Genomic DNA, 19208 nt, shown 5'->3' with positions numbered 1-19208 from the left:
AGTCGCGCATCATCCCGACGGATGTACGCGGTAAGGCTCAAGTATTAGCAACGCCCTGCCCGCTAACAATTGTCTAAATTAACAGATAAATTATGATATTTGGTTTTTTGCTTTATTTGTGATGGTGAGCATATTCGCAGGAAAATAAAAAAGGCGAGGACAGATATCCTCGCCTTTTTCAGATTATGCAGGTTTTACTTGTTCAGCTCTGCCAGGCTCAGCCAGGTCTGCACCACGGTGTCCGGGTTCAGGGAGAGGCTATCAATTCCCTCGTCCATCAGCCAGGCCGCAAAGTCTTCATGGTCAGAAGGACCCTGGCCGCAAATCCCGACATATTTACCCTGTTTCTTCGCCGCGCGGATGGCCATGGAGAGCAGCGCTTTCACCGCCTCGTTACGCTCATCGAACAGCTCAGAGACAACGCCGGAGTCGCGGTCCAGGCCGAGCGCCAGCTGCGTCATGTCATTCGAGCCAATGGAGAAGCCGTCGAAGTGCTCCAGGAACTGCTCTGCCAGCAGGGCGTTGGACGGAATTTCACACATCATGATGATCTTCAGCCCGTTCTCGCCGCGCTTCAGCCCCTGACGCGCCAGCTCATCTACCACTGCCTTCGCCTGATCCACGGTACGGACGAACGGGATCATGATTTCCACGTTGGTCAGCCCCATGTCGTTGCGCACGCGTTTTACCGCCTCGCACTCCAGCGCGAAGCAGTCGCGGAAGCTTTCCGACACGTAGCGTCCGGCGCCGCGGAAGCCCAGCATCGGGTTCTCTTCTTCCGGCTCGTAGCGTTCGCCGCCCACCAGGTTGGCGTATTCATTGGACTTAAAGTCCGACAGACGCACGATCACGCGTTTCGGGTAGAAGGCCGCGCCGAGCGTGGCGATCCCTTCCGTCAGACGACCAACATAGAACTCTCTCGGCGAGTCGTAACCCTTCATCATCTCGCGGATTTCGTTTTGCAGTTTTGCGTCCTGGTCGTCGAACTCCAGCAGCGCACGCGGGTGCACCCCGATCATACGGTTAATGATAAATTCCAGACGCGCCAGGCCCACGCCTTCGTTCGGCAGGCAGGCGAAGTCAAACGCGCGGTCCGGGTTGCCGACGTTCATCATGATCTTCAGCGGCAGATCCGGCATGGTATCCACGCTGGAGCTTTTCACGCTGAAGTCGAGGATATCAGCATACACGTAACCGGTATCGCCTTCGGCACAGGAGACCGTCACGTTCTGGTCGTCCTTCATGCGTTCGGTCGCGTCACCGCAGCCGACTACCGCCGGGATCCCCAGCTCACGGGCAATGATTGCCGCGTGACAGGTACGGCCGCCGCGGTTCGTGACGATGGCAGCCGCTTTCTTCATGATCGGTTCCCAGTCCGGGTCGGTCATGTCGGTCACCAGCACGTCGCCGGGCTGAATGCGGTTCATCTCGCTAATGTCGTGGATCACTTTCACCGGACCGGCACCGATGCGGTGGCCGATTGCGCGTCCTTCCGCGACAATTTTGCCCTGCGCGTGCAGGGTGTAGCGCTCCATGACCTGACCGCGTGAACGGACGGTTTCCGGACGCGCCTGCACGATAAACAGCTTGCCGGTGTGTCCGTCTTTGGCCCACTCGATGTCCATCGGACGGCCATAGTGTTTTTCAATCTGCACCGCCTGCTTCGCCAGCTCTTCCACTTCGGCGTCGGTCAGGGAGAAGCGATCCCGCTGCTCCTGCGGCACATCTTCAATGGTGACCTGCTTGCCATGTTCTTGCGTCGGGGCATAGATCATGCGGATTTTTTTCGAGCCCATGGTGCGGCGTACCACTGCCGGACGGTTAGCCGCCAGCGTAGGCTTGTGCACATAGAATTCGTCAGGGTTCACCGCCCCCTGCACCACCATCTCGCCCAGACCCCATGCGGAGGTGATAAACACCACCTGGTCGAAGCCGGATTCAGTGTCGATAGAGAACATCACGCCGGAAGAGCCCACGTCGGAGCGCACCATGCGCTGTACGCCTGCGGAGAGCGCGACGCCGCGGTGGTCATAGCCCTGATGGACGCGATAGGAGATGGCGCGGTCGTTGAACAGGGAAGCAAACACATGCTTCACCGCCACCAGTACCGCCTCGTAACCCTGGACGTTGAGGAAGGTTTCCTGCTGCCCGGCGAAAGAGGCATCCGGCATATCTTCTGCGGTAGCGGAAGAGCGCACGGCAAAGGAGGCCTGCGCGTCGTCAGCGGAGAGCTGGTTGTAGGCGTCATGGATGGCTTTTTCCAGTTCCGGCTGGAAAGGTGTGTCGATAATCCACTGGCGGATTTGCGCGCCGGCTTTGGCAAGCTCGGTGACATCATCAATATCCGTTTTATCCAGCAGGTCGTAAATGCGCTGGTTTACACCGCTCTGGTCTAAAAACAGGTTAAACGCATCGGCGGTTGTGGCAAACCCGTTAGGTACGGAGACACCCATACCGGACAGATTTGTAATCATTTCACCCAGGGAGGCATTTTTGCCCCCAACTCTGTCTACATCATTCATGCCGAGTTGGTTATACCAAAGCACCAGCGGTGACGAGCCATTGTTGGACATCGAAACAATCCTTTTGTGATATTTGATCGGAGTAAGAAACACCTGACTACGTATTTATACTGGCATATTTATTTCCGCTAAAAAAACGGTGAATCGTGTAAGCAATTTAAATTTTCAACTTTTCGGACAGTTTCCCGGCATTCGCTAACCCGATGATTCCTATAGATTCCGGCAAAAACCATAGAAATAAAGCCGCTATTCGGAAAATGAAATCCACTTTTCAGGAAAATCAAAAACACCATTTCATTTTAAATTCAGATAAGTTCTTTGCTGTGAAATTAACTTTTTTAATTTATGCTTTCAGGCAATTACGTACGCTATTCAGGGTGGATAAAATGGATAATGCTGTCGATCGCCACGTTTTTTATATTTCTGATGGGACGGCGATTACCGCCGAGGTGCTGGGACACGCGGTGATGTCGCAGTTTCCGGTATCGATAAACAGCATCACGCTGCCGTTCGTGGAAAATGAGAGCCGGGCCAAAGCCGTCAAGGACCAGATCGACGCTATTTACCAGCAGACCGGCGTTCGTCCGCTGGTGTTCTATTCCATTGTGATCCCTGAGATCCGCAATATCATTCTGCAAAGCGAGGGCTTCTGTCAGGACATCGTGCAGGCGCTGGTTGCCCCCTTGCAAAGCGAGCTGAAGCTCGATCCGACGCCGATCGCCCACCGTACCCACGGGCTGAACCCCGGTAACCTGACCAAATACGATGCGCGTATTGCCGCTATTGACTACACCCTGGCGCACGACGACGGGATCTCGCTGCGCAATCTCGACCAGGCGCAGGTGATTTTGCTCGGCGTGTCGCGCTGCGGTAAAACTCCCACCAGCCTATACCTGGCAATGCAGTTTGGCATTCGCGCCGCCAACTACCCCTTTATTGCCGATGATATGGATAACCTGGTGCTGCCCGCCGCGCTCAAGCCGCTCCAGCACAAGCTATTTGGGCTGACCATCAACCCGGAACGACTGGCGGCGATCCGCGAAGAACGTCGCGAGAACAGCCGCTACGCCTCGATGCGCCAGTGCCGAATGGAAGTCTCTGAAGTCGAAGCGCTGTACCGGAAAAATCAAATTCCCTGGCTGAACAGTACCAACTATTCAGTAGAAGAAATTGCCACCAAGATCCTCGATATCATGGGGCTAAATCGCCGCATGTACTAATATGCTAGTACATTAATCCAGTTTCAGTTATTATCATGCCATCCTCGGGGCGACGTGCCCCGAACTTGAAATCAGCAGGGATTGGTTTAAGGTGATGCCCATCACTTCCCGGTAGTCTGCCGATGAAGCAAAAAATTTCTGAGACATTCCATGAACAAAACCGACGAACTGCGCACCGCGCGCATTGATAGCCTGGTCACACCGGCTGAACTGGCCCGGCTGCATCCCGTTTCCGCCGAGGTGGCGGACCATGTGACGGCCTCCCGTCGCCGCATCGAAAAAATTCTCAATGGTGAAGACAAACGTCTTCTGGTGGTGATTGGCCCCTGCTCCATCCACGACCTGGACGCGGCAATGGATTATGCACAACGCCTTCAGACGCTGCGCGGCAGGTATCAGGATCGCCTGGAGATCGTGATGCGTACCTACTTTGAAAAGCCGCGTACCGTCGTGGGCTGGAAAGGATTGATTTCCGATCCGGATCTGAACGGTAGCTACCGGGTGAATCACGGTATTGCGCTGGCGCGCAAGCTGCTGTTACAGGTTAACGAGCTGGGCGTGCCGACTGCCACCGAATTTCTGGATATGGTGACCGGACAGTTTATTGCCGACCTCATAAGCTGGGGCGCGATTGGCGCGCGTACCACCGAAAGTCAGATCCACCGTGAAATGGCGTCGGCGCTCTCCTGTCCGGTGGGCTTCAAAAACGGAACGGACGGCAATACCCGAATTGCCGTAGATGCCATCCGCGCGTCACGCGCCAGCCATATGTTCCTCTCCCCGGATAAAAATGGCCAGATGACCATCTACCAGACCAGCGGCAACCCGTTCGGACATATCATTATGCGTGGCGGTAAAAAACCGAATTACCATGCAGAAGATATTGCCGCCGCTTGCGAAACGCTGGCGGAATTTGACCTGCCCGAGCATCTGGTGGTGGATTTCAGCCACGGCAATTGTCAGAAACAGCACCGCCGCCAGCTGGACGTCTGCGAGGAAGTTTGCCAGCAGATCCGCAGCGGCTCGACCGCCATTGCAGGAATTATGGCGGAGAGCTTTATCAAAGAAGGCACGCAGAAGATCGTTGCCGGACAGCAAATGGTCTACGGCCAGTCAATCACCGACCCGTGCCTGAGCTGGGAAGACAGCGAACGGCTGCTGGAGATGCTGGCGTCTGCGGTAGATTCGCGCTTCTAACCCCTTGCCGGGTGGCGGCTTTGCCTTACCCGGCCTACGATTCGTGCCCTTCTCCCTCTCCCCGTGGGAGAGGGTCGGGGTGAGGGCGTCAGACCGCATCTCTCCCCCAAATTTGATCCCGTCACACAATTTTCACAAAAACGCTTGCTGTGAATTTGCAGTTTATTGATAATGATTATCATTGTTACATTGATTGTTATTTATAAACATTATGTCACCGACCGATAACAGCGCGGCAACGCCTTCAAAAACACACACAGCGCCGTCCCCTGCTCCCACCGATCGCCGAATCGACAGTAAAAGCCTGTTGGGTGAGGAGGGACGGGTCATTATCGAGCATGACGGCCAGCACTACCTGCTGCGCCAGACCAATGCCGGAAAACTGATCCTGACTAAATAAACCAGACAACACATTCGCCAGCCACCCAGGTGATCCCCAGGCAGCCAGCGCTTTTCAATTCTTATGGAGAGTTGCTATGCCACACCTGCAATCCGCGTCTTTACGCCCGTCTCTTCTGGCGCTGGCGATTGTCAGCACCCTGCCGGGCGTTACGTTTGCTGCCGCAGACGAGATCACCGTCACCGCCACCGGCAATGCCCGCAGCGCCTTTGAAGCCCCCATGATGGTGAGCGTGATTGACGCCACCGCGCCGGAAAACCAGACCGCCAGCTCCGCTGCCGACCTGCTGCGCAAGGTGCCCGGTCTGACGCTGGACGGCACCGGGCGCACCAACGGTCAGGACGTTAACCTCCGTGGCTATGACCGCCGTGGCGTGCTGGTGCTGGTGGATGGCGTGCGCCAGGGCACCGATACCGGACACCTGAACAGCACGTTCCTCGATCCGGCACTGATCAAACGTATCGAAGTGGTACGTGGCCCTTCCGCCTTGCTGTACGGCAGCGGCGCGCTGGGCGGCGTAATTTCGTATGACACCGTCGACGCCAGCGATCTATTGGATGCAGGTAAAAACAGCGGCTATCGCGTATTTGCTACCGGTGCAACGGGCGATCACAGCATCGGGATGGGCGCCAGCGCCTATGGCCGCACCGATACCCTGGACGGCCTGGTCTCATGGTCCAGCCGCGATCGCGGCGACATTCGCCAGAGTGACGGCGCGAGGGCGCCAAACGACGAATCCATCAACAATATGCTGGCGAAAGGCAGCTGGAAAATTGATCCGGCTCAGACGCTGAGCGGCTCCCTGCGCTACTACAACAACGACGCGCAGGAGCCGAAAAATCCGCAGACCACGAATGCCAGCAGCAGTAACCCGATGACCGATCGTTCCACCATTCAGCGCGATGCCCAGCTTGGCTACCGCATTGCGCCAGCCGGAAACAACTGGCTGAACGCCGATGCGAAAATTTACTGGTCCGAAGCGAGGATCAACGCCCAGAACATCGACGCCAGCGGCGAGTTCCGTAAGCAGACCACCAAAGGCGGAAAAGTCGAAAACCGCACCCGCCTGTTCAGCGACTCCTTCGCCTCGCACCTGCTGACCTACGGCGGGGAATACTATCGTCAGGAGCAACACCCTGGCGGCGCGACCACCGGCTTCCCGGACGCTAAAATCGACTTCAGCTCCGGCTGGTTGCAGGATGAGATTACCCTGCGCGACCTGCCGGTAACGCTTCTCGGCGGGACGCGTTACGACAACTACCGCGGCAGCAGCAGCGGTTACGATGACGTGGATGCGGATAAGTGGTCATCACGCGCCGGGTTAACCGTGAGTCCAGCCGACTGGCTGATGCTGTTCGGCTCTTACGCCCAGGCCTTCCGCGCGCCAACGATGGGCGAGATGTATAACGACTCGAAGCACTTCTCTATCGGCAGCTTCTACACCAACTACTGGGTGCCGAACCCGAACCTGCGTCCGGAAACTAACGAAACCCAGGAGTTCGGTTTTGGGCTACGTTTTGACGATCTGCTGCTCGCCAACGACGCGCTGGAGTTCAAAGCCAGCTACTTCGACACCAAAGCGAAAGATTACATCTCCACTACCGTCGATTTTGCGGCGGCCACCACCATGTCCTATAACGTACCAAATGCCAAAATCTGGGGCTGGGACATGATGGCAACCTACGCGACCAGCCTGTTCAACCTGGACGTGGCCTACAACCGCACGCGCGGGAAAGATACCGACACGGGCGAATACATCTCCAGCATCAACCCGGACACCGTCACCAGCAAGCTGGATATCCCGGTGGCGCAAAGCGGATTCTCCGTGGGCTGGATCGGCACCTTCGTCGAACGTTCAACGCACATCAGCAGCAGCTACAGCGAGCAGCCTGGCTACGCAGTGAATGATTTCTACGTCAGCTATAAAGGTCAGCAGCAGTTCAAAGGCATCACCACCACCCTCGTGCTGGGGAACGCCTTCGACAAAGCCTACTGGTCACCGCAGGGCATCCCGCAGGATGGCCGCAACGGCAAGATCTTCGTCAGTTATCAATGGTAATTCCCTTCGGGGCAACGATTCAGAAGGATAAGATTATGGGTCACTACACACGCTGGCTTGAGCTTAAAGAAGAACATCCGGGTAAGTACGCCCGTGATATCGCCGGATTAATGCACATCAGCGAAGCAGAGCTGGCATTTGCGCGTGTTGGACACGACGCCTGGCGGCTGCGCGGTGAAATCCGTGAGATTCTGGCGGCGCTGGAGTCGGTGGGGGAAACCAAATGCATCTGCCGTAACGAATACGCCGTTCATGAACAGATCGGAGCGTTTACTAACCAGCACCTCGGCGGCCACGCCGGGCTGGTGCTAAATCCGCGTGCGCTGGATCTGCGTTTGTTCCTCAACCAGTGGGCGAGCGCGTTTCACATAAGTGAAACGACCTCCCGCGGCGAACGTCAGAGCATTCAGTTCTTCGATCATCAGGGCGACGCTTTACTGAAGGTCTACACCACGGATCACACCGACGTTGCCGCCTGGGGCGACGTGCTGACCCGATTTATCATTGCCGATAACCCCGCTCTGGCGCTAAAGGCTGTCGAGGCCCCTGCGCATTCCGACGGTGCTGATGCAGGCTCGGTGGAGAAAGAGTGGCGCGCCATGACCGACGTGCATCAGTTCTTTAGCTTACTGAAGCGCCATAACCTGAGCCGCCAGCAGGCGTTTCGTCTGGTGAGTGACGATCTGGCCTGTAAGGTGGATAACAGCGCGCTGGCACAGCTGCTGGAGACGGCGCGACAGGACAGAAACGAAATCATGATCTTCGTCGGCAACCGCGGCTGCGTGCAGATTTTCACCGGTGTGGTGGAAAAACTGACGCCCATGAAAGGCTGGCTGAACATCTTCAACCCAACCTTTACCCTGCATCTGCTGGAGGAGACTATCGCCGAGACGTGGGTAACGCGTAAACCTACGGCGGACGGACACGTTACCAGCCTGGAGCTGTTTGCTGCGGATGGCACTCAGATCGCCCAGCTCTATGGGCAGCGTACCGAAGGCGAGCCTGAGCAGAGCCAGTGGCGTCGCCAGATTGACGCCCTGACGCCAGAAGGGCTGGCCGCATGAAAAACTGGTTTGCCCTGCTCTGCGCCCTGCCGCTGGTCGCCGTCGCCGCGCCGGAGAGAATTGTCGCCCTCGGCGGCGACGTGACGGAGATCGTCTACGCCCTCGGCGCGGAGTCTTCTCTGGTTGCGCGCGACAGTACCAGCCAGTGGCCGCAGGCGACAAACGCGCTGTCTGACGTGGGGTATCTTCGCCAGCTGAATGCGGAGGGGATTTTGTCCGTACGCCCGACGCTGGTGCTGGCAAGCGACCAGGCGCAGCCCTCTCTGGCGCTGAAGCAGGTTGAACAGAGCCACGTCCGGGTGGTTACCGTTCCCGGCACGCCTGACCTGCGCGCGATTGACGAAAAAGTACGGGTGATAGCTCAGGCGACGCATCATGAGGCGCAAGGGGAAACCCTGCGCAACTCGCTGCGTCAGGCGCTGGCGGCACTGCCCTCAACACCGCTCAACAAGCGGGTGCTGTTTATCCTCAGCCACGGCGGAATGACCGCAATGGCGGCCGGGCAACAGACCGGTGCGGATGCGGCAATACGCGCCGCCGGGTTGCAGAACGCCATGCAGGGCTTTACCCGCTATCAGCCGCTTTCCCAGGAGGGGGTGATGGCCAGCCAGCCGGATCTGGTGGTGATTTCGCAGGAGGGCCTTAACGCGCTGGGCGGCGAAGAAAATCTGTGGAAACTGCCCGGTCTGGCGCAAACGCCAGCGGGACGAAGCAAGCAGGTGCTGGCTATTGATGACATGGCCCTGCTGGGCTTCAGCGTCCGCACGCCGAAAGCCATACAACAGCTGCGTGCCAGAGCGGAGCAACTGCCCTGATGTCCCGGCGCATCACATTATCGTTATGGCTTCTGGCGGGGTCGCTTACCGTCATGACGATCATGGCTACCGGTTTTGGGGCGTTACGCCTGCCGGTGAACGTGCTCTGGAGCGGCAGCGATGAGACGCTACGCCAGATCTGGCTCACCATCCGTCTGCCCCGCGTGCTGCTGGCGCTGGTGATTGGCGGGTCGCTGGCGCTCGCCGGCTGCGTCATGCAGGGGCTGTTCCGCAATCCGCTTGCCGACCCGGGCCTGCTCGGGATCAGCAGCGGTGCGGCGCTGGCCGTCGCCCTGTGGGTGGTGCTCCCGCTCGCGCTGCCCGCGCTGGTGATGCTCTACGCCCCTATGCTGGCGGCATTTCTTGGGGCGCTGGCAGCCACAGGCGTGATCTTCCTGCTCAGCAAGCAGCATGACACCTCTCTGTCACGTCTGTTGCTGGTGGGTATCGCCATCAATGCCCTGTGCGGTGCGGCAGTGGGTGTGCTTTCGTGGGTCAGCAATGACGCCCAGCTGCGTCAGCTTTCACTCTGGGGAATGGGAAGTCTTGGTCAGGCGCAGTGGTCCACGCTGCTCGCCGTGACCTCGCTGATGGTGCCTGCCGCTCTGGCGATCTGGCGCTGTGCCAGTGCGTTAAATTTACTGCAACTGGGTGAAGAGGAAGCGCATTACCTTGGCGTGGACGTAGCCCTTGTACAGCGAATATTACTGTTATGCAGCGCCCTGCTGGTCGCTGCGGCTGTCGCCGTCAGCGGCGTGATTGGCTTTGTCGGACTCGTGGTGCCGCACCTGATGCGCATGTGGTTGGGCGCCGATCACCGGGCAACCCTCCCCGGCACGGTACTCGCGGGCGCGTTACTGCTGCTGGTGGCGGATACGGTCGCGCGCACCCTGGTCGCCCCGGCAGAAATGCCGGTCGGCCTGCTCACCAGTATCCTTGGCGCTCCCTGGTTCTTATGGCTCATTTTTCGTCGTGGAGAACAGCATGGCTGAACGTTATACGGCTGAAAATCTGACTTTTACCCGGTCTGGCCGCACGCTGACAGATAACGTTTCGCTGTCACTGTCGCAGGGAGAGCTGGTTACATTGATCGGCCCCAACGGCGCAGGGAAATCCACGCTGCTGCGGCTGCTGACCGGCTATCTGAAACCCGACAGCGGAGGCTGTTCGCTGGCGGGAAAAGCGCTGGATGAATGGCATCCGCAGGTGCTGTCGCGCTATCGGGCGGTGATGCGCCAGCAATCTCAGCCTGGATTTGACTGGCAGGTGGAGGAGATCGTTGGAATGGGGCGTGCGCCCTGGACGCGTCACCCGGAACCGTCAATTGTGCGTGAGGTGTTGCAGCTGACCGGTTGCCTGCCGCTGGCCGGCAGGCGCTATCATGCCCTCTCGGGGGGCGAGCAGCAGCGCGTCCAGCTCGCCCGCGCGCTGGCGCAGCTGTGGCGTGACGGAACGCCGCGCGGCTGGCTGTTTCTCGACGAACCCACTTCCGCTCTGGATCTCTACCACCAGCAGCATCTGCTGCGCCTGTTGAAATCGCTGACCCGTCAGGGCCATCTTCACGCCTGCGTGGTGCTGCACGATCTCAATCTTGCCGCATTATGGTCGGACCGGATCCTACTGTTACACAACGGCAGGATTGTTTCTCAGGGCATACCGGAGACGGTTTTGCAGGCCGACGCGCTGGCACGCTGGTACGGTGCGCAGGTGCACGTCGGCAGACATCCGGCGCACGCCGCGCCGCAGGTTTTTCTCGCCCCTTAGCTTGAGCAGCTCACTTCCAGCCGCTTGCCCCAGTCCGGCGGGCGGCTGACATAGTCATCCTCCCGGTCGGCAAACGGCGTGCGCAGGGCGATATGTAGCCGATGCAGCTCGGTATAGTCCCCCTGCTCTGCCTGCTCAATGGCCCGCTGCGCCAGCCAGTTGCGCAATACCATCGCCGGGTTAACCGCCTTCATCCGCGCCTGGCGGGTATCGTCATCAATTTGTTCCTGCTGTAAACGCGCCCGGTAAGCGGCAAACCAGTCATCAAACGCCTGTCGATCGAAGAACTCGTCGCGCAGCTGTGACGCGGCGCTCTGCTGCGCTGTCTGACTCAGCATACGGAAGGTTCGGGTATAGTCGCTGCCTTCACGCGCCATGATGGCAAACAGCCCATTCAGCAGCGCGTTATCGCCTTTTTCCTGCGTCATCAGCCCCAGCCTGGTGCGCATTAACACACCGTATTCCCGCAGCAGGACCTCCTGATAGCTGTCCAGCGCATCGTTCAGGGCATCGACGTCGATAAACGGCGACAGGCTTTGTGCAAGCCGCTGAAGGTTCCACAGCCCCACCGCAGGCTGGTTGTCGAAACGGTAACGCCCCTGATAGTCCGAATGGTTACAGATGTAACCCGGCTGATAGTCATCAAGGAAGCCGTACGGACCGTAGTCAAACGTCAGCCCTAACAGGGACATGTTGTCGGTGTTCATCACCCCATGGGCAAAGCCGACGGCCTGCCAGCGGGCAATCATTGCGGCGGTGCGCGCAACAATATCACGGAACCAGAGAACATAGCGGTCCGGCTCGTTTTGCAGGTGCGGCCAGTGACGACGAAGAGCGTAATCGGCAAGCTGGCGGACTTTATCCGGCTCGCGGCGATAGTAGAAGTGTTCAAAATGACCGAAACGCAGATGGCTTTCCGCCACGCGGACCAGCATCGCTCCATGCTCCATCGTTTCGCGGGCCACCGGCGTGTCGCTGGTGACAATGGACAGCGCACGTGAGGTAGGGATCCCCAGAGCGTGCATCGCCTCGGAAGCCAGACCTTCACGTATGGTTGAACGCAGCACCGCGCGGCCATCTCCCATGCGTGAGTATGGGGTTAGCCCTGCCCCTTTCAGGTGCCAGTCGAGCGTTTCGCCATTCGGCAGAACTTGTTCACCCAGCAGGATACCGCGGCCATCGCCGAGCTGTCCCGCCCAGACGCCAAACTGATGTCCGCTGTAGACCTGAGCCAGCGGCTTCATGCCCGGAAGCAGCGTTTCGCCGCCCCAGACGCCGGCGCCTTTTTCTGGCTGAAAAAGCGTCGAAGGGATGCCAAGCGAATCCGCTAATGCATCGTTATGCCAGATAATACGCGCGTTTTGTAAAGGCGTTGGCTTAAGCGCGGTGTAAAAGCCGGGTAATTCATCGTGCCAGTGAGCAGTAAAAGACAGGGTCATAAGTCCTCCTGCTTTAAGTGTAGAGGGTTTCCCTGGACGTAAACACGGGCGAAGAAAGGGGTTATTGCTGTACGAGAGTCGTGACCCGCTCTGCCGGGACGGCAGGCCACAGGCTTCCCTGCATTGCACCAAAATTGAATGGCAGCACGCGTTGTAAGATGCCGTGATCGTCAATTCCCGAGACCATGACCGACTGACAGTGCGGCGCGATCTGCCAGAGAATAGCGCGCATAAAAGGCTCAAACGAGAGTGCCGAGACACGCTGCTGGATAAAGTTTTTATCCAGAACCACCCGTTTGAACAGACCATCATAAACCGGCTTAAGGGACGCAGCCCCTGCACCGAAGTTAGCCAGCACTAGGGGGAAATGGATCGCCATTCTTGCCAGACAGGGATCGTCTTTCCCGTTATTTAAACCTGGATAGTTCTCATTAACAGTAAACTCAAGAAACGGATATCGTTCAAGGATTGAAACAGCGTTCTCATTAGTTAATAAAAACTCAACAATTGCAGGTGTAATATTGATCCATGCAATTAACTGATGCTGAATAAAAAATAGCTTACAGGTATCGAGTAATTGTAGTTTCTCCTGAAACAGCGCTAATTCATCTTCCTGAGAAAGATGTGGGATAACCAGTTCAGTCGGGATCCGTACGTCCGCACCCACGCCAGTAAAGTTAACCAAAATCTCTAAACCTTTAAGCAAACCTGCACTATCACGCGCCGGAAGGAGTAAAAGTTCAGACTGGTAAGCATTATCTAGCGTAATAATCATCGCGCTTGTCCTGCATTAAAGATGAGAGAGAACATCCTGGAGCAATTGCAGGCACAATTCCACTGTCTTGATTTTAATAAGGTTAATTTCATTCTTTCCGTATTAATTTTCAGATTTTTCCCTGAATCTTAATTAATTTTATCCTGGTTATTGAATAATAGCCAGTTTTAGATAAAACAGGCACATGCGGACATAAATAATTGGGCAAAAAATTTAACTTTAATCAACCCGCAAGAAAAGCCTGACGTCTATTTTCACCGCCAGGCCCTCCGCACTGCATTTTTATGCAGCGGTTAAATACGTCTGGCCTGCCAGAAGTTTTTACGCCAGTAAACATTATCCAGAGAGGAGCGCATCACGCCACGGCTGGTCGAGGCATGAATGAACTGATTATCGGTGTCATAAATGCCGACATGAAGGCCGCTTTCACCGGAGCCCGTTTTAAAAAAGACCAGATCGCCGGGCAGGAGTTCGTCCTTATCAATTTCAGTGCCGATTTTCGCCTGCATACGCGTTTCTCGCGGAAGCTGGAGGTCAAATTTATCGCGGAAGGTCATCAGCACGAATCCTGAGCAATCCACCCCGCCCCGGCTCATGCCGCCGTAGCGATAAGGGGTGCCGCGCCAGTTGCTGAGCTGATCGTTCAGGCTGGCAATGACCGTAATGGAATCGGAAAGCCGTGGGTTGGGCGGAGGTGCACGATGGCTGCTGCATCCTGCAAGAAATAGCGCCGCAACAAGGAGAAACCAGAATCGCATTTCAGACGAATCCTCTGCTTTTTTTGTTCTTTCGGTAATTTAGCGTGCATCTATGCGACTGTGCAAGAAAGGTTATTCCTGCGCCGTGGAAATGAGCATCTTGTGGCCTTCAATATCCAGCCTCCGGAACGACATGTGGTAAGCGCTCGCAAGATTGGCGGCCGTCAGCACGTTGTCGCGCGTTCCGCTGGCAATCAGTTTGCCACGCGCCAGCAACCACACCCGATGCGCGTGGCGCAACGTATGGTTTAAATCATGGCTGCTCATCACAATGGCGATCCCCTTGCGACATAGCGCGCTGAGCAGGGTATCCAGCGCTGCCTGTTGGGCAACGTCCAGCCCGCTCATCGGCTCGTCCAGCAGCAGCATCCGCCCGTGAGGATTTCCCGCCGGATGGATCTGAAGGATAACGGCGGCCAGACGCACGCGCTGCCACTCGCCGCCGGAAAGCTGATTTGCCTGCCGGGTGAGCTTATCGTCTAACCCGAGCGCCGCAGCAACCTCGTTGAGCAAGCCCACCTGATTTTTATCAGACAGATGCAGCGTCAGGTAGTGCCAGACGGGCATCGCAAAGGGCGGAACCTGCTGCTGAACCAGGTAGCCTCGACGGGAGGCAAGTGTAGCGGGTAGCCAGTCGACGAGCGATTGCCCGAGAAAGGTTATCTCTCCTTCCCCGGTGGTCAGCCCCGCCATACGCGCCAGCAGCGTGCTTTTTCCGGCGCCGTTTGGCCCAACCAGGTGAAGGATTTCACCTGCGTTGACTGCGGCAGTCACAGGCTCAAGACGTCCCTTCCCGGCAACGTCCGTGAGCTGCATCAGCAGCGTCATTATTTCGCCAGCGCCAGCTTGATTGATTCCATCACGATAGGATCTTCCGGCGTCATGTCAGGCGAAAAACGCTGCACGACCTGACCGTCACGTCCAATCAGGAATTTTTCGAAGTTCCACAGAATATCGTCCGGATAGAGCGGCGCGCGGCCTTTACTCGCCATACGCTCATAGAAACCACTCTCTTCAGGCGCAACGGCGGTCGGCGCCGCGGCCACCAGTTTGGCATACAGCGGATGACGATTTTCCCCGTTCACGTCAATTTTGCTGAACATCGGGAACGTCACGCCATAGGTTGTGCTGCAAAAGGTCTTAATTTCCTCTTCGCTGCCCGGCTCCTGGCCCAGGAACTGGTTGCACGGGAAGCCGAGTACGGTAAAGCCGTCTTTTTCCCAGGCTTTATGAATGTTTTCCAGCTGTTCATACTGCGGCGTAAGGCCACATTTTGACGCCACGTTCACGATGAGCAGCACCTTGCCCTTGTAGCCTACCAGCGTGGTTTTCTCGCCGTCAATGGTCGTCACTTCGGTATTCAGAATATCAGACTGCATAGCATTCCCTCAGGTTGACTTACAGGTTGTGTTTTAACGTCCAGCTTTTAATAGTAGCCAGATAAAGACCGGCGCGCCCAGCGTTGCGGTCACCACGCCTATGGGCAACTCAGCGGCCGTCAGGGCGAGTCGGGCGATGATATCGGCAACCAGCAGCGTTGCCGCCCCGGCAACCGCCGAGGCCGGGAGCAGGGTTCGGTGGTCCGTAATGCCGCACAGACGCAGCATATGCGGGATCACCAGCCCAATAAAGCCAATCGCCCCCGCAAGCGCCACGCTTACGCCCACCATCCAGCCGATGGCGATAACCAGCACGTTGCGCCAGAATCCAATCGGCATCCCGAGCTGGCGAGCAGACGTTTCGCCCAGCGCGAGAATATTCAGCGGCTGCGCCTGGAACACCATCCACAGGATAACCGGGATCAGGAGCACCATCAGCCACCCCTGACGCCAGTCAACACCCCCAAATCCCCCCATCATCCAGTACATTAACTGGCGCAGATCGAAGGAGGTAGAAAAGTAGACGGCCCAGGTCATCAGCGCACTACAGATGATCCCCAACGCTACCCCGGCAAGTAGCAGCCGGCTGGTGGATAAATGGCGACGAGCAAAGCGCAGAAGGATAAGGGTTATCAACAGCGCGCCAAGGATGGCGCTGAGGCTAATCCCCCAGCCGGAGAGCTCGCCTCCCCCCAACATCACGGCGGCGATAAGCCCGACGCCTGCACCATTCGAGACCCCGAGAAGCCCGGGTTCCGCCAGAGGGTTTTCAAATAATGCCTGCATGATCGTACCGCACAGCGCCAGCGCAGCGCCGACCAAAAGGACAGCCAGCGTCCGCGGCAGGCGGATCTGCCAGACAAAGAGCTGCCCTTCAGGCGTAAACCAGCTTTCCGGCCCCAGCCACCGATCGCCCGCGCACAGGCTGACGGTGGTGGCGACAATCAACAGCACCCCGAGCAGACACAGGCGGCGGAGATCGGAGCGGTGCTGAAGACGGGCAAGATCAAGCATAGACGATAGGTTATCCGGTTGAGATATCATTGATTTTACGGCGGGTTTAGCAAATAGCGCAAAGAAAAAAGGCCGCGTGAGCGGCCTTTTTAGTTAGTTCATATTACTCTGCTTTGGGCGTTGCGTTTTCGACACGGCTTTTTAACTTCTGTCCGGGTCTGAAGGTCACCACGCGGCGGGCTGTAATGGGAATATCTTCCCCCGTCTTCGGGTTACGGCCCGGACGTTGGTTTTTGTCTCGCAAATCAAAATTGCCAAAGCCGGAGAGTTTAACCTGCTCACCATTTTCCAGAGCACGACGGATCTCTTCGAAAAACAGCTCTACCAGCTCTTTGGCATCCCGTTTGCTAAGCCCAAGCTTATCAAACAGATATTCTGACATTTCAGCTTTTGTAAGCGCCATAGGTTCAATCCCTCAATGATGCCTGGAATCGCTCTTTTAATGCCTCTACACATTTGGCGACGGTAGCGGCAATCTCCTCTTCTTCGAGTGTACGGCTGGTATCCTGAAGGATAAGGCTAATAGCGAGGCTCTTGAAACCTTCTGCTACGCCCTTGCCGCGGTACACGTCAAATAAGTTTACGCCAACTACCTGATTTACGCCAACTTTCTTACATTCGGCCAAAATATCTGCTGCGGGCACATTTTCAGCGACCACAACCGCGATATCACGGCGGTTTGCCGGGAAGCGTGAGACGTCCTGCGCCTGAGGAATGACGCGGTCTGCAACCGGGTTCCACTCCAGTTCGAATACGATGGTACGGCCATTCAGATCCAGCTTACGTTCCAGTTCCGGGTGAACAACCCCAATGAAACCAACACGTTTGCCGTCTAAATAGATCGCCGCACTCTGACCCGGATGCAGGGCTGGAATCGCTTCTGCGCGGAATTCAATTTCGGATAATTTACCGGTCAGATCGAGAATTGCTTCCAGATCGCCCTTCATATCGTAGAAATCAACTGTCCCTTTTGCCAGGTCCCAATGCTCTTCATAGCGGTTACCGCTGATGGCGCCGGCCAGCATGAGATCCTGACGGATGCCTAAATTCGCCTGAGTATCCGGTACAAAGCGCAAACCGCTTTCGAAAATACGCACGCGGTTTTGCTGACGGTTCTGGTTATAAACGATAGTGCCCAGCAGTCCCGTCCACAGGGACAGACGCATCGCTGACATCTCGCTGGAAATCGGACTTGGCAGGATCAGCGCTTCCTGACCCGGGTGGATCAGCTGTTGCAGCTTAGGATCAACGAAGCTGTAGGTGATCACTTCCTGGTAGCCTTTGTCGTTCAGCATGGTTTTCACACGCTTCAGAGACAGATCGGCCTCGCGATGGCTGCCCATCACCAGACCCGCCTGCACCGGCTCGTCAGGGATGTTGTTGTAGCCGTAAACGCGGGCCACTTCTTCCACCAGATCTTCTTCGATCTCCATGTCGAAACGCCAGGATGGCGCAACGGCTTTCCACTCGTCCTGACCTTCAGTGACTTCGCAGCCCAGACGCGTCAAAATGTCGGTCACCTGCGCATCGGCAACGTGGTGACCAATCAGGCGACCCAGCTTGCTGCGGCGCAGGGTAATGGTCGCACGCTTCGGCAGTGTCGCTTCGTTGGTCACATCAATTACCGGACCCGCTTCACCGCCGCAGATATCGATCAGCAGGCGAGTTGCACGCTCCATCGCTTTGTATTGCAGCGCAGGATCCACGCCACGCTCGTAGCGATGAGAAGCATCAGTGTGCAGACCGTGACGGCGTGCGCGGCCGGTGATGGAGAGCGGGCTGAAGAACGCGCATTCCAGCAGGACGTTTTGCGTCTCGTCGTTAACGCCAGAGTGCTCGCCGCCGAAGATACCGCCCATCGCCAGCGCTTTGTTGTGATCGGCAATCACCAGGGTGTCGGCGTTCAGTTTCGCTTCGCTGCCGTCCAGCAGAACCAGGGTTTCGCCCTCTTTCGCCATGCGCACGACGATCCCACCTTCGATACGATCTTTATCAAAGGCGTGCATTGGCTGGCCCAGCTCCAGCAGAACATAGTTGGTGACGTCAACCACGGCGTCGATAGAACGGATACCGCAGCGACGCAGTTTCTCTTTCATCCACAGCGGGGTTGGCGCTTTAACGTTAATACCTTTCACCACACGACCGAGGTAGCGTGGGCAGGCCTCAGGCGCGTCTACCTGAATCGGCAGCACGTCACTGATGGTTGCCTCAACCGGCGCGATCTCCGGCACGTTCAGTTCGGTCTGGTTTAGCACGGCCACGTCGCGGGCCACACCGATGATGCCTAAGCAGTCGGCACGGTTTGGCGTTACGCTGATTTCGATGGTGTTGTCATCAAGCTTCAGGTATTCGCGGATATCGGTACCGACTGGCGCATCCTGCGGCAGTTCAATAATGCCGGAGTGATCGTCGGAAATACCCAGTTCGGAGAAGGAGCACAGCATACCTTCAGACGGCTCACCGCGCAGCTTAGCCGCTTTGATTTTGAAATCGCCCGGCAGTACCGCACCGACGGTCGCCACGGCCACTTTCAGGCCCTGACGGCAGTTTGGCGCACCGCAGACGATATCCAGCAGACGATCACCGCCCACATTGACTTTTGTTACGCGCAGTTTGTCAGCGTTAGGGTGCTGACCGCATTCAACCACTTCGCCCACGACCACGCCGGTGAAGGCGCCAGAAACCGGCTCTACACCGTCAACTTCCAGACCCGCCATGGTGATCTGGTTGGAAAGCGCGTCGCTGTCCAGCGTGGTGTTCACCCATTCGCGTAACCACAGTTCACTGAATTTCATTGTTCTG

At 57.1% G+C, this 19208-nt stretch carries 17 protein-coding genes; 8 read left to right on the top strand and 9 right to left on the bottom strand.

Annotation, left to right across the window (positions count from 1 at the left end; genetic code table 11):
* Nucleotides 1-194: 194 nt before the first annotated feature.
* Complete coding sequence (gene ppsA, locus RY075_RS09620) at nucleotides 195-2573, bottom strand: phosphoenolpyruvate synthase (RefSeq protein WP_023305974.1); 2379 nt, start codon at nucleotides 2571-2573, stop codon at nucleotides 195-197.
* Between the two features lie 335 nt (nucleotides 2574-2908).
* Between ppsA and ppsR the strand changes: the two genes are divergently transcribed.
* The 8 genes from ppsR (at nucleotide 2909) to RY075_RS09580 (ending at nucleotide 11041) form a co-directional block, all read left to right on the top strand.
* The gene (gene ppsR, locus RY075_RS09615) at nucleotides 2909-3742 is read left to right on the top strand and encodes a posphoenolpyruvate synthetase regulatory kinase/phosphorylase PpsR (RefSeq protein WP_017384644.1); all 834 of its coding nucleotides are present in this window, start codon (nucleotides 2909-2911) and stop codon (nucleotides 3740-3742) included.
* A gap of 150 nt (nucleotides 3743-3892) precedes the next feature.
* On the top strand, nucleotides 3893-4939 hold the full coding sequence (gene aroH, locus RY075_RS09610) for a 3-deoxy-7-phosphoheptulonate synthase AroH (protein ID WP_032609039.1): 1047 nt from the start codon (nucleotides 3893-3895) through the stop codon (nucleotides 4937-4939).
* A 211-nt stretch (nucleotides 4940-5150) separates the two neighbouring features.
* Complete coding sequence (gene hemP, locus RY075_RS09605; protein WP_045332101.1) at nucleotides 5151-5339, top strand: hemin uptake protein HemP; 189 nt, start codon at nucleotides 5151-5153, stop codon at nucleotides 5337-5339.
* Between the two features lie 76 nt (nucleotides 5340-5415).
* Nucleotides 5416-7398, top strand: a complete 1983-nt coding sequence (locus RY075_RS09600; RefSeq protein ID WP_045895346.1) for a TonB-dependent hemoglobin/transferrin/lactoferrin family receptor — start codon at nucleotides 5416-5418, stop codon at nucleotides 7396-7398.
* Between the two features lie 35 nt (nucleotides 7399-7433).
* On the top strand, nucleotides 7434-8462 hold the full coding sequence (gene chuS, locus RY075_RS09595) for a hematinate-forming heme oxygenase ChuS (protein WP_045895394.1): 1029 nt from the start codon (nucleotides 7434-7436) through the stop codon (nucleotides 8460-8462).
* Nucleotides 8459-9277: a hemin ABC transporter substrate-binding protein gene (locus RY075_RS09590; RefSeq protein ID WP_045895343.1), complete on the top strand. Its 819-nt coding sequence runs from the start codon at nucleotides 8459-8461 to the stop codon at nucleotides 9275-9277. Before chuS ends, RY075_RS09590 begins: the two co-directional genes overlap by 4 nt.
* Nucleotides 9277-10269 carry an iron ABC transporter permease gene (locus tag RY075_RS09585; RefSeq protein ID WP_039268858.1) on the top strand — a complete coding sequence of 331 codons (993 nt, stop codon included), beginning with the start codon at nucleotides 9277-9279 and terminating at the stop codon, nucleotides 10267-10269. The genes RY075_RS09590 and RY075_RS09585 overlap by 1 nt, the downstream gene beginning before the upstream one ends.
* Nucleotides 10262-11041 (top strand): heme ABC transporter ATP-binding protein, encoded by a 780-nt coding sequence (locus RY075_RS09580; protein ID WP_023324502.1) that lies wholly within the window; start codon nucleotides 10262-10264, stop codon nucleotides 11039-11041. Before RY075_RS09585 ends, RY075_RS09580 begins: the two co-directional genes overlap by 8 nt.
* On the opposite strand, the gene selO is transcribed toward RY075_RS09580, so the two are convergent.
* The 8 genes from selO to pheT form a co-directional block, all read right to left on the bottom strand.
* Nucleotides 11038-12480, bottom strand: a complete 1443-nt coding sequence (selO, locus tag RY075_RS09575) for a protein adenylyltransferase SelO (protein WP_338628491.1) — start codon at nucleotides 12478-12480, stop codon at nucleotides 11038-11040. The genes RY075_RS09580 and selO overlap by 4 nt on opposite strands.
* 61 nt (nucleotides 12481-12541) lie before the next feature.
* Nucleotides 12542-13255: an EAL domain-containing protein gene (locus RY075_RS09570; protein ID WP_003857794.1), complete on the bottom strand. Its 714-nt coding sequence runs from the start codon at nucleotides 13253-13255 to the stop codon at nucleotides 12542-12544.
* 293 nt (nucleotides 13256-13548) lie between these two features.
* Nucleotides 13549-14013, bottom strand: a complete 465-nt coding sequence (locus RY075_RS09565) for an NlpC/P60 family protein (RefSeq protein ID WP_015570730.1) — start codon at nucleotides 14011-14013, stop codon at nucleotides 13549-13551.
* Between the two features lie 72 nt (nucleotides 14014-14085).
* Nucleotides 14086-14841 carry a vitamin B12 ABC transporter ATP-binding protein BtuD gene (btuD, locus tag RY075_RS09560; RefSeq protein WP_045336628.1) on the bottom strand — a complete coding sequence of 252 codons (756 nt, stop codon included), beginning with the start codon at nucleotides 14839-14841 and terminating at the stop codon, nucleotides 14086-14088.
* Nucleotides 14841-15392: a glutathione peroxidase gene (locus RY075_RS09555; RefSeq protein ID WP_003857800.1), complete on the bottom strand. Its 552-nt coding sequence runs from the start codon at nucleotides 15390-15392 to the stop codon at nucleotides 14841-14843. The genes btuD and RY075_RS09555 overlap by 1 nt, the downstream gene beginning before the upstream one ends.
* Before the next feature lie 33 nt (nucleotides 15393-15425).
* Complete coding sequence (gene btuC / locus RY075_RS09550; RefSeq protein ID WP_058656878.1) at nucleotides 15426-16406, bottom strand: vitamin B12 ABC transporter permease BtuC; 981 nt, start codon at nucleotides 16404-16406, stop codon at nucleotides 15426-15428.
* Nucleotides 16407-16509: 103 nt separating this feature from the next.
* Entirely contained in the window at nucleotides 16510-16809 is a 300-nt protein-coding gene (ihfA, locus tag RY075_RS09545; RefSeq protein ID WP_003857805.1) for an integration host factor subunit alpha, read from the bottom strand.
* Between the two features lie 4 nt (nucleotides 16810-16813).
* Nucleotides 16814-19201, bottom strand: coding sequence for a phenylalanine--tRNA ligase subunit beta (gene pheT, locus RY075_RS09540; RefSeq protein ID WP_129318548.1), 2388 nt, complete (start codon nucleotides 19199-19201; stop codon nucleotides 16814-16816).
* Nucleotides 19202-19208: the final 7 nt, after the last annotated feature.

Source organism: Enterobacter sp. JJBC (assembly GCF_036936505.1).
GTDB lineage: Bacteria > Pseudomonadota > Gammaproteobacteria > Enterobacterales > Enterobacteriaceae > Enterobacter > Enterobacter hormaechei_C.
Note: the sequence above shows the minus strand (reverse complement) of the source record. Positions and strands in the feature narration are given on the sequence as shown.

Bases quoted from the DNA above. Each gene is read 5' to 3' on its own strand.
- RY075_RS09600 (WP_045895346.1), top strand. From the start codon at position 5,416: ATGCCACACCTGCAATCCGCGTCTTTACGCCCGTCTCTTCTGGCGCTG.
- btuC (WP_058656878.1), bottom strand. From the start codon at position 16,406: ATGCTTGATCTTGCCCGTCTTCAGCACCGCTCCGATCTCCGCCGCCTG.
- aroH (WP_032609039.1), top strand. From the start codon at position 3,893: ATGAACAAAACCGACGAACTGCGCACCGCGCGCATTGATAGCCTGGTC.
- hemP (WP_045332101.1), top strand. From the start codon at position 5,151: ATGTCACCGACCGATAACAGCGCGGCAACGCCTTCAAAAACACACACA.
- ppsR (WP_017384644.1), top strand. From the start codon at position 2,909: ATGGATAATGCTGTCGATCGCCACGTTTTTTATATTTCTGATGGGACG.
- RY075_RS09565 (WP_015570730.1), bottom strand. From the start codon at position 14,013: ATGCGATTCTGGTTTCTCCTTGTTGCGGCGCTATTTCTTGCAGGATGC.
- RY075_RS09555 (WP_003857800.1), bottom strand. From the start codon at position 15,392: ATGCAGTCTGATATTCTGAATACCGAAGTGACGACCATTGACGGCGAG.
- pheT (WP_129318548.1), bottom strand. From the start codon at position 19,201: ATGAAATTCAGTGAACTGTGGTTACGCGAATGGGTGAACACCACGCTG.
- ppsA (WP_023305974.1), bottom strand. From the start codon at position 2,573: ATGTCCAACAATGGCTCGTCACCGCTGGTGCTTTGGTATAACCAACTC.
- btuD (WP_045336628.1), bottom strand. From the start codon at position 14,841: ATGACGCTGCTGATGCAGCTCACGGACGTTGCCGGGAAGGGACGTCTT.
- RY075_RS09580 (WP_023324502.1), top strand. From the start codon at position 10,262: ATGGCTGAACGTTATACGGCTGAAAATCTGACTTTTACCCGGTCTGGC.
- selO (WP_338628491.1), bottom strand. From the start codon at position 12,480: ATGACCCTGTCTTTTACTGCTCACTGGCACGATGAATTACCCGGCTTT.
- ihfA (WP_003857805.1), bottom strand. From the start codon at position 16,809: ATGGCGCTTACAAAAGCTGAAATGTCAGAATATCTGTTTGATAAGCTT.
- RY075_RS09585 (WP_039268858.1), top strand. From the start codon at position 9,277: ATGTCCCGGCGCATCACATTATCGTTATGGCTTCTGGCGGGGTCGCTT.
- chuS (WP_045895394.1), top strand. From the start codon at position 7,434: ATGGGTCACTACACACGCTGGCTTGAGCTTAAAGAAGAACATCCGGGT.
- RY075_RS09590 (WP_045895343.1), top strand. From the start codon at position 8,459: ATGAAAAACTGGTTTGCCCTGCTCTGCGCCCTGCCGCTGGTCGCCGTC.
- RY075_RS09570 (WP_003857794.1), bottom strand. From the start codon at position 13,255: ATGATTATTACGCTAGATAATGCTTACCAGTCTGAACTTTTACTCCTT.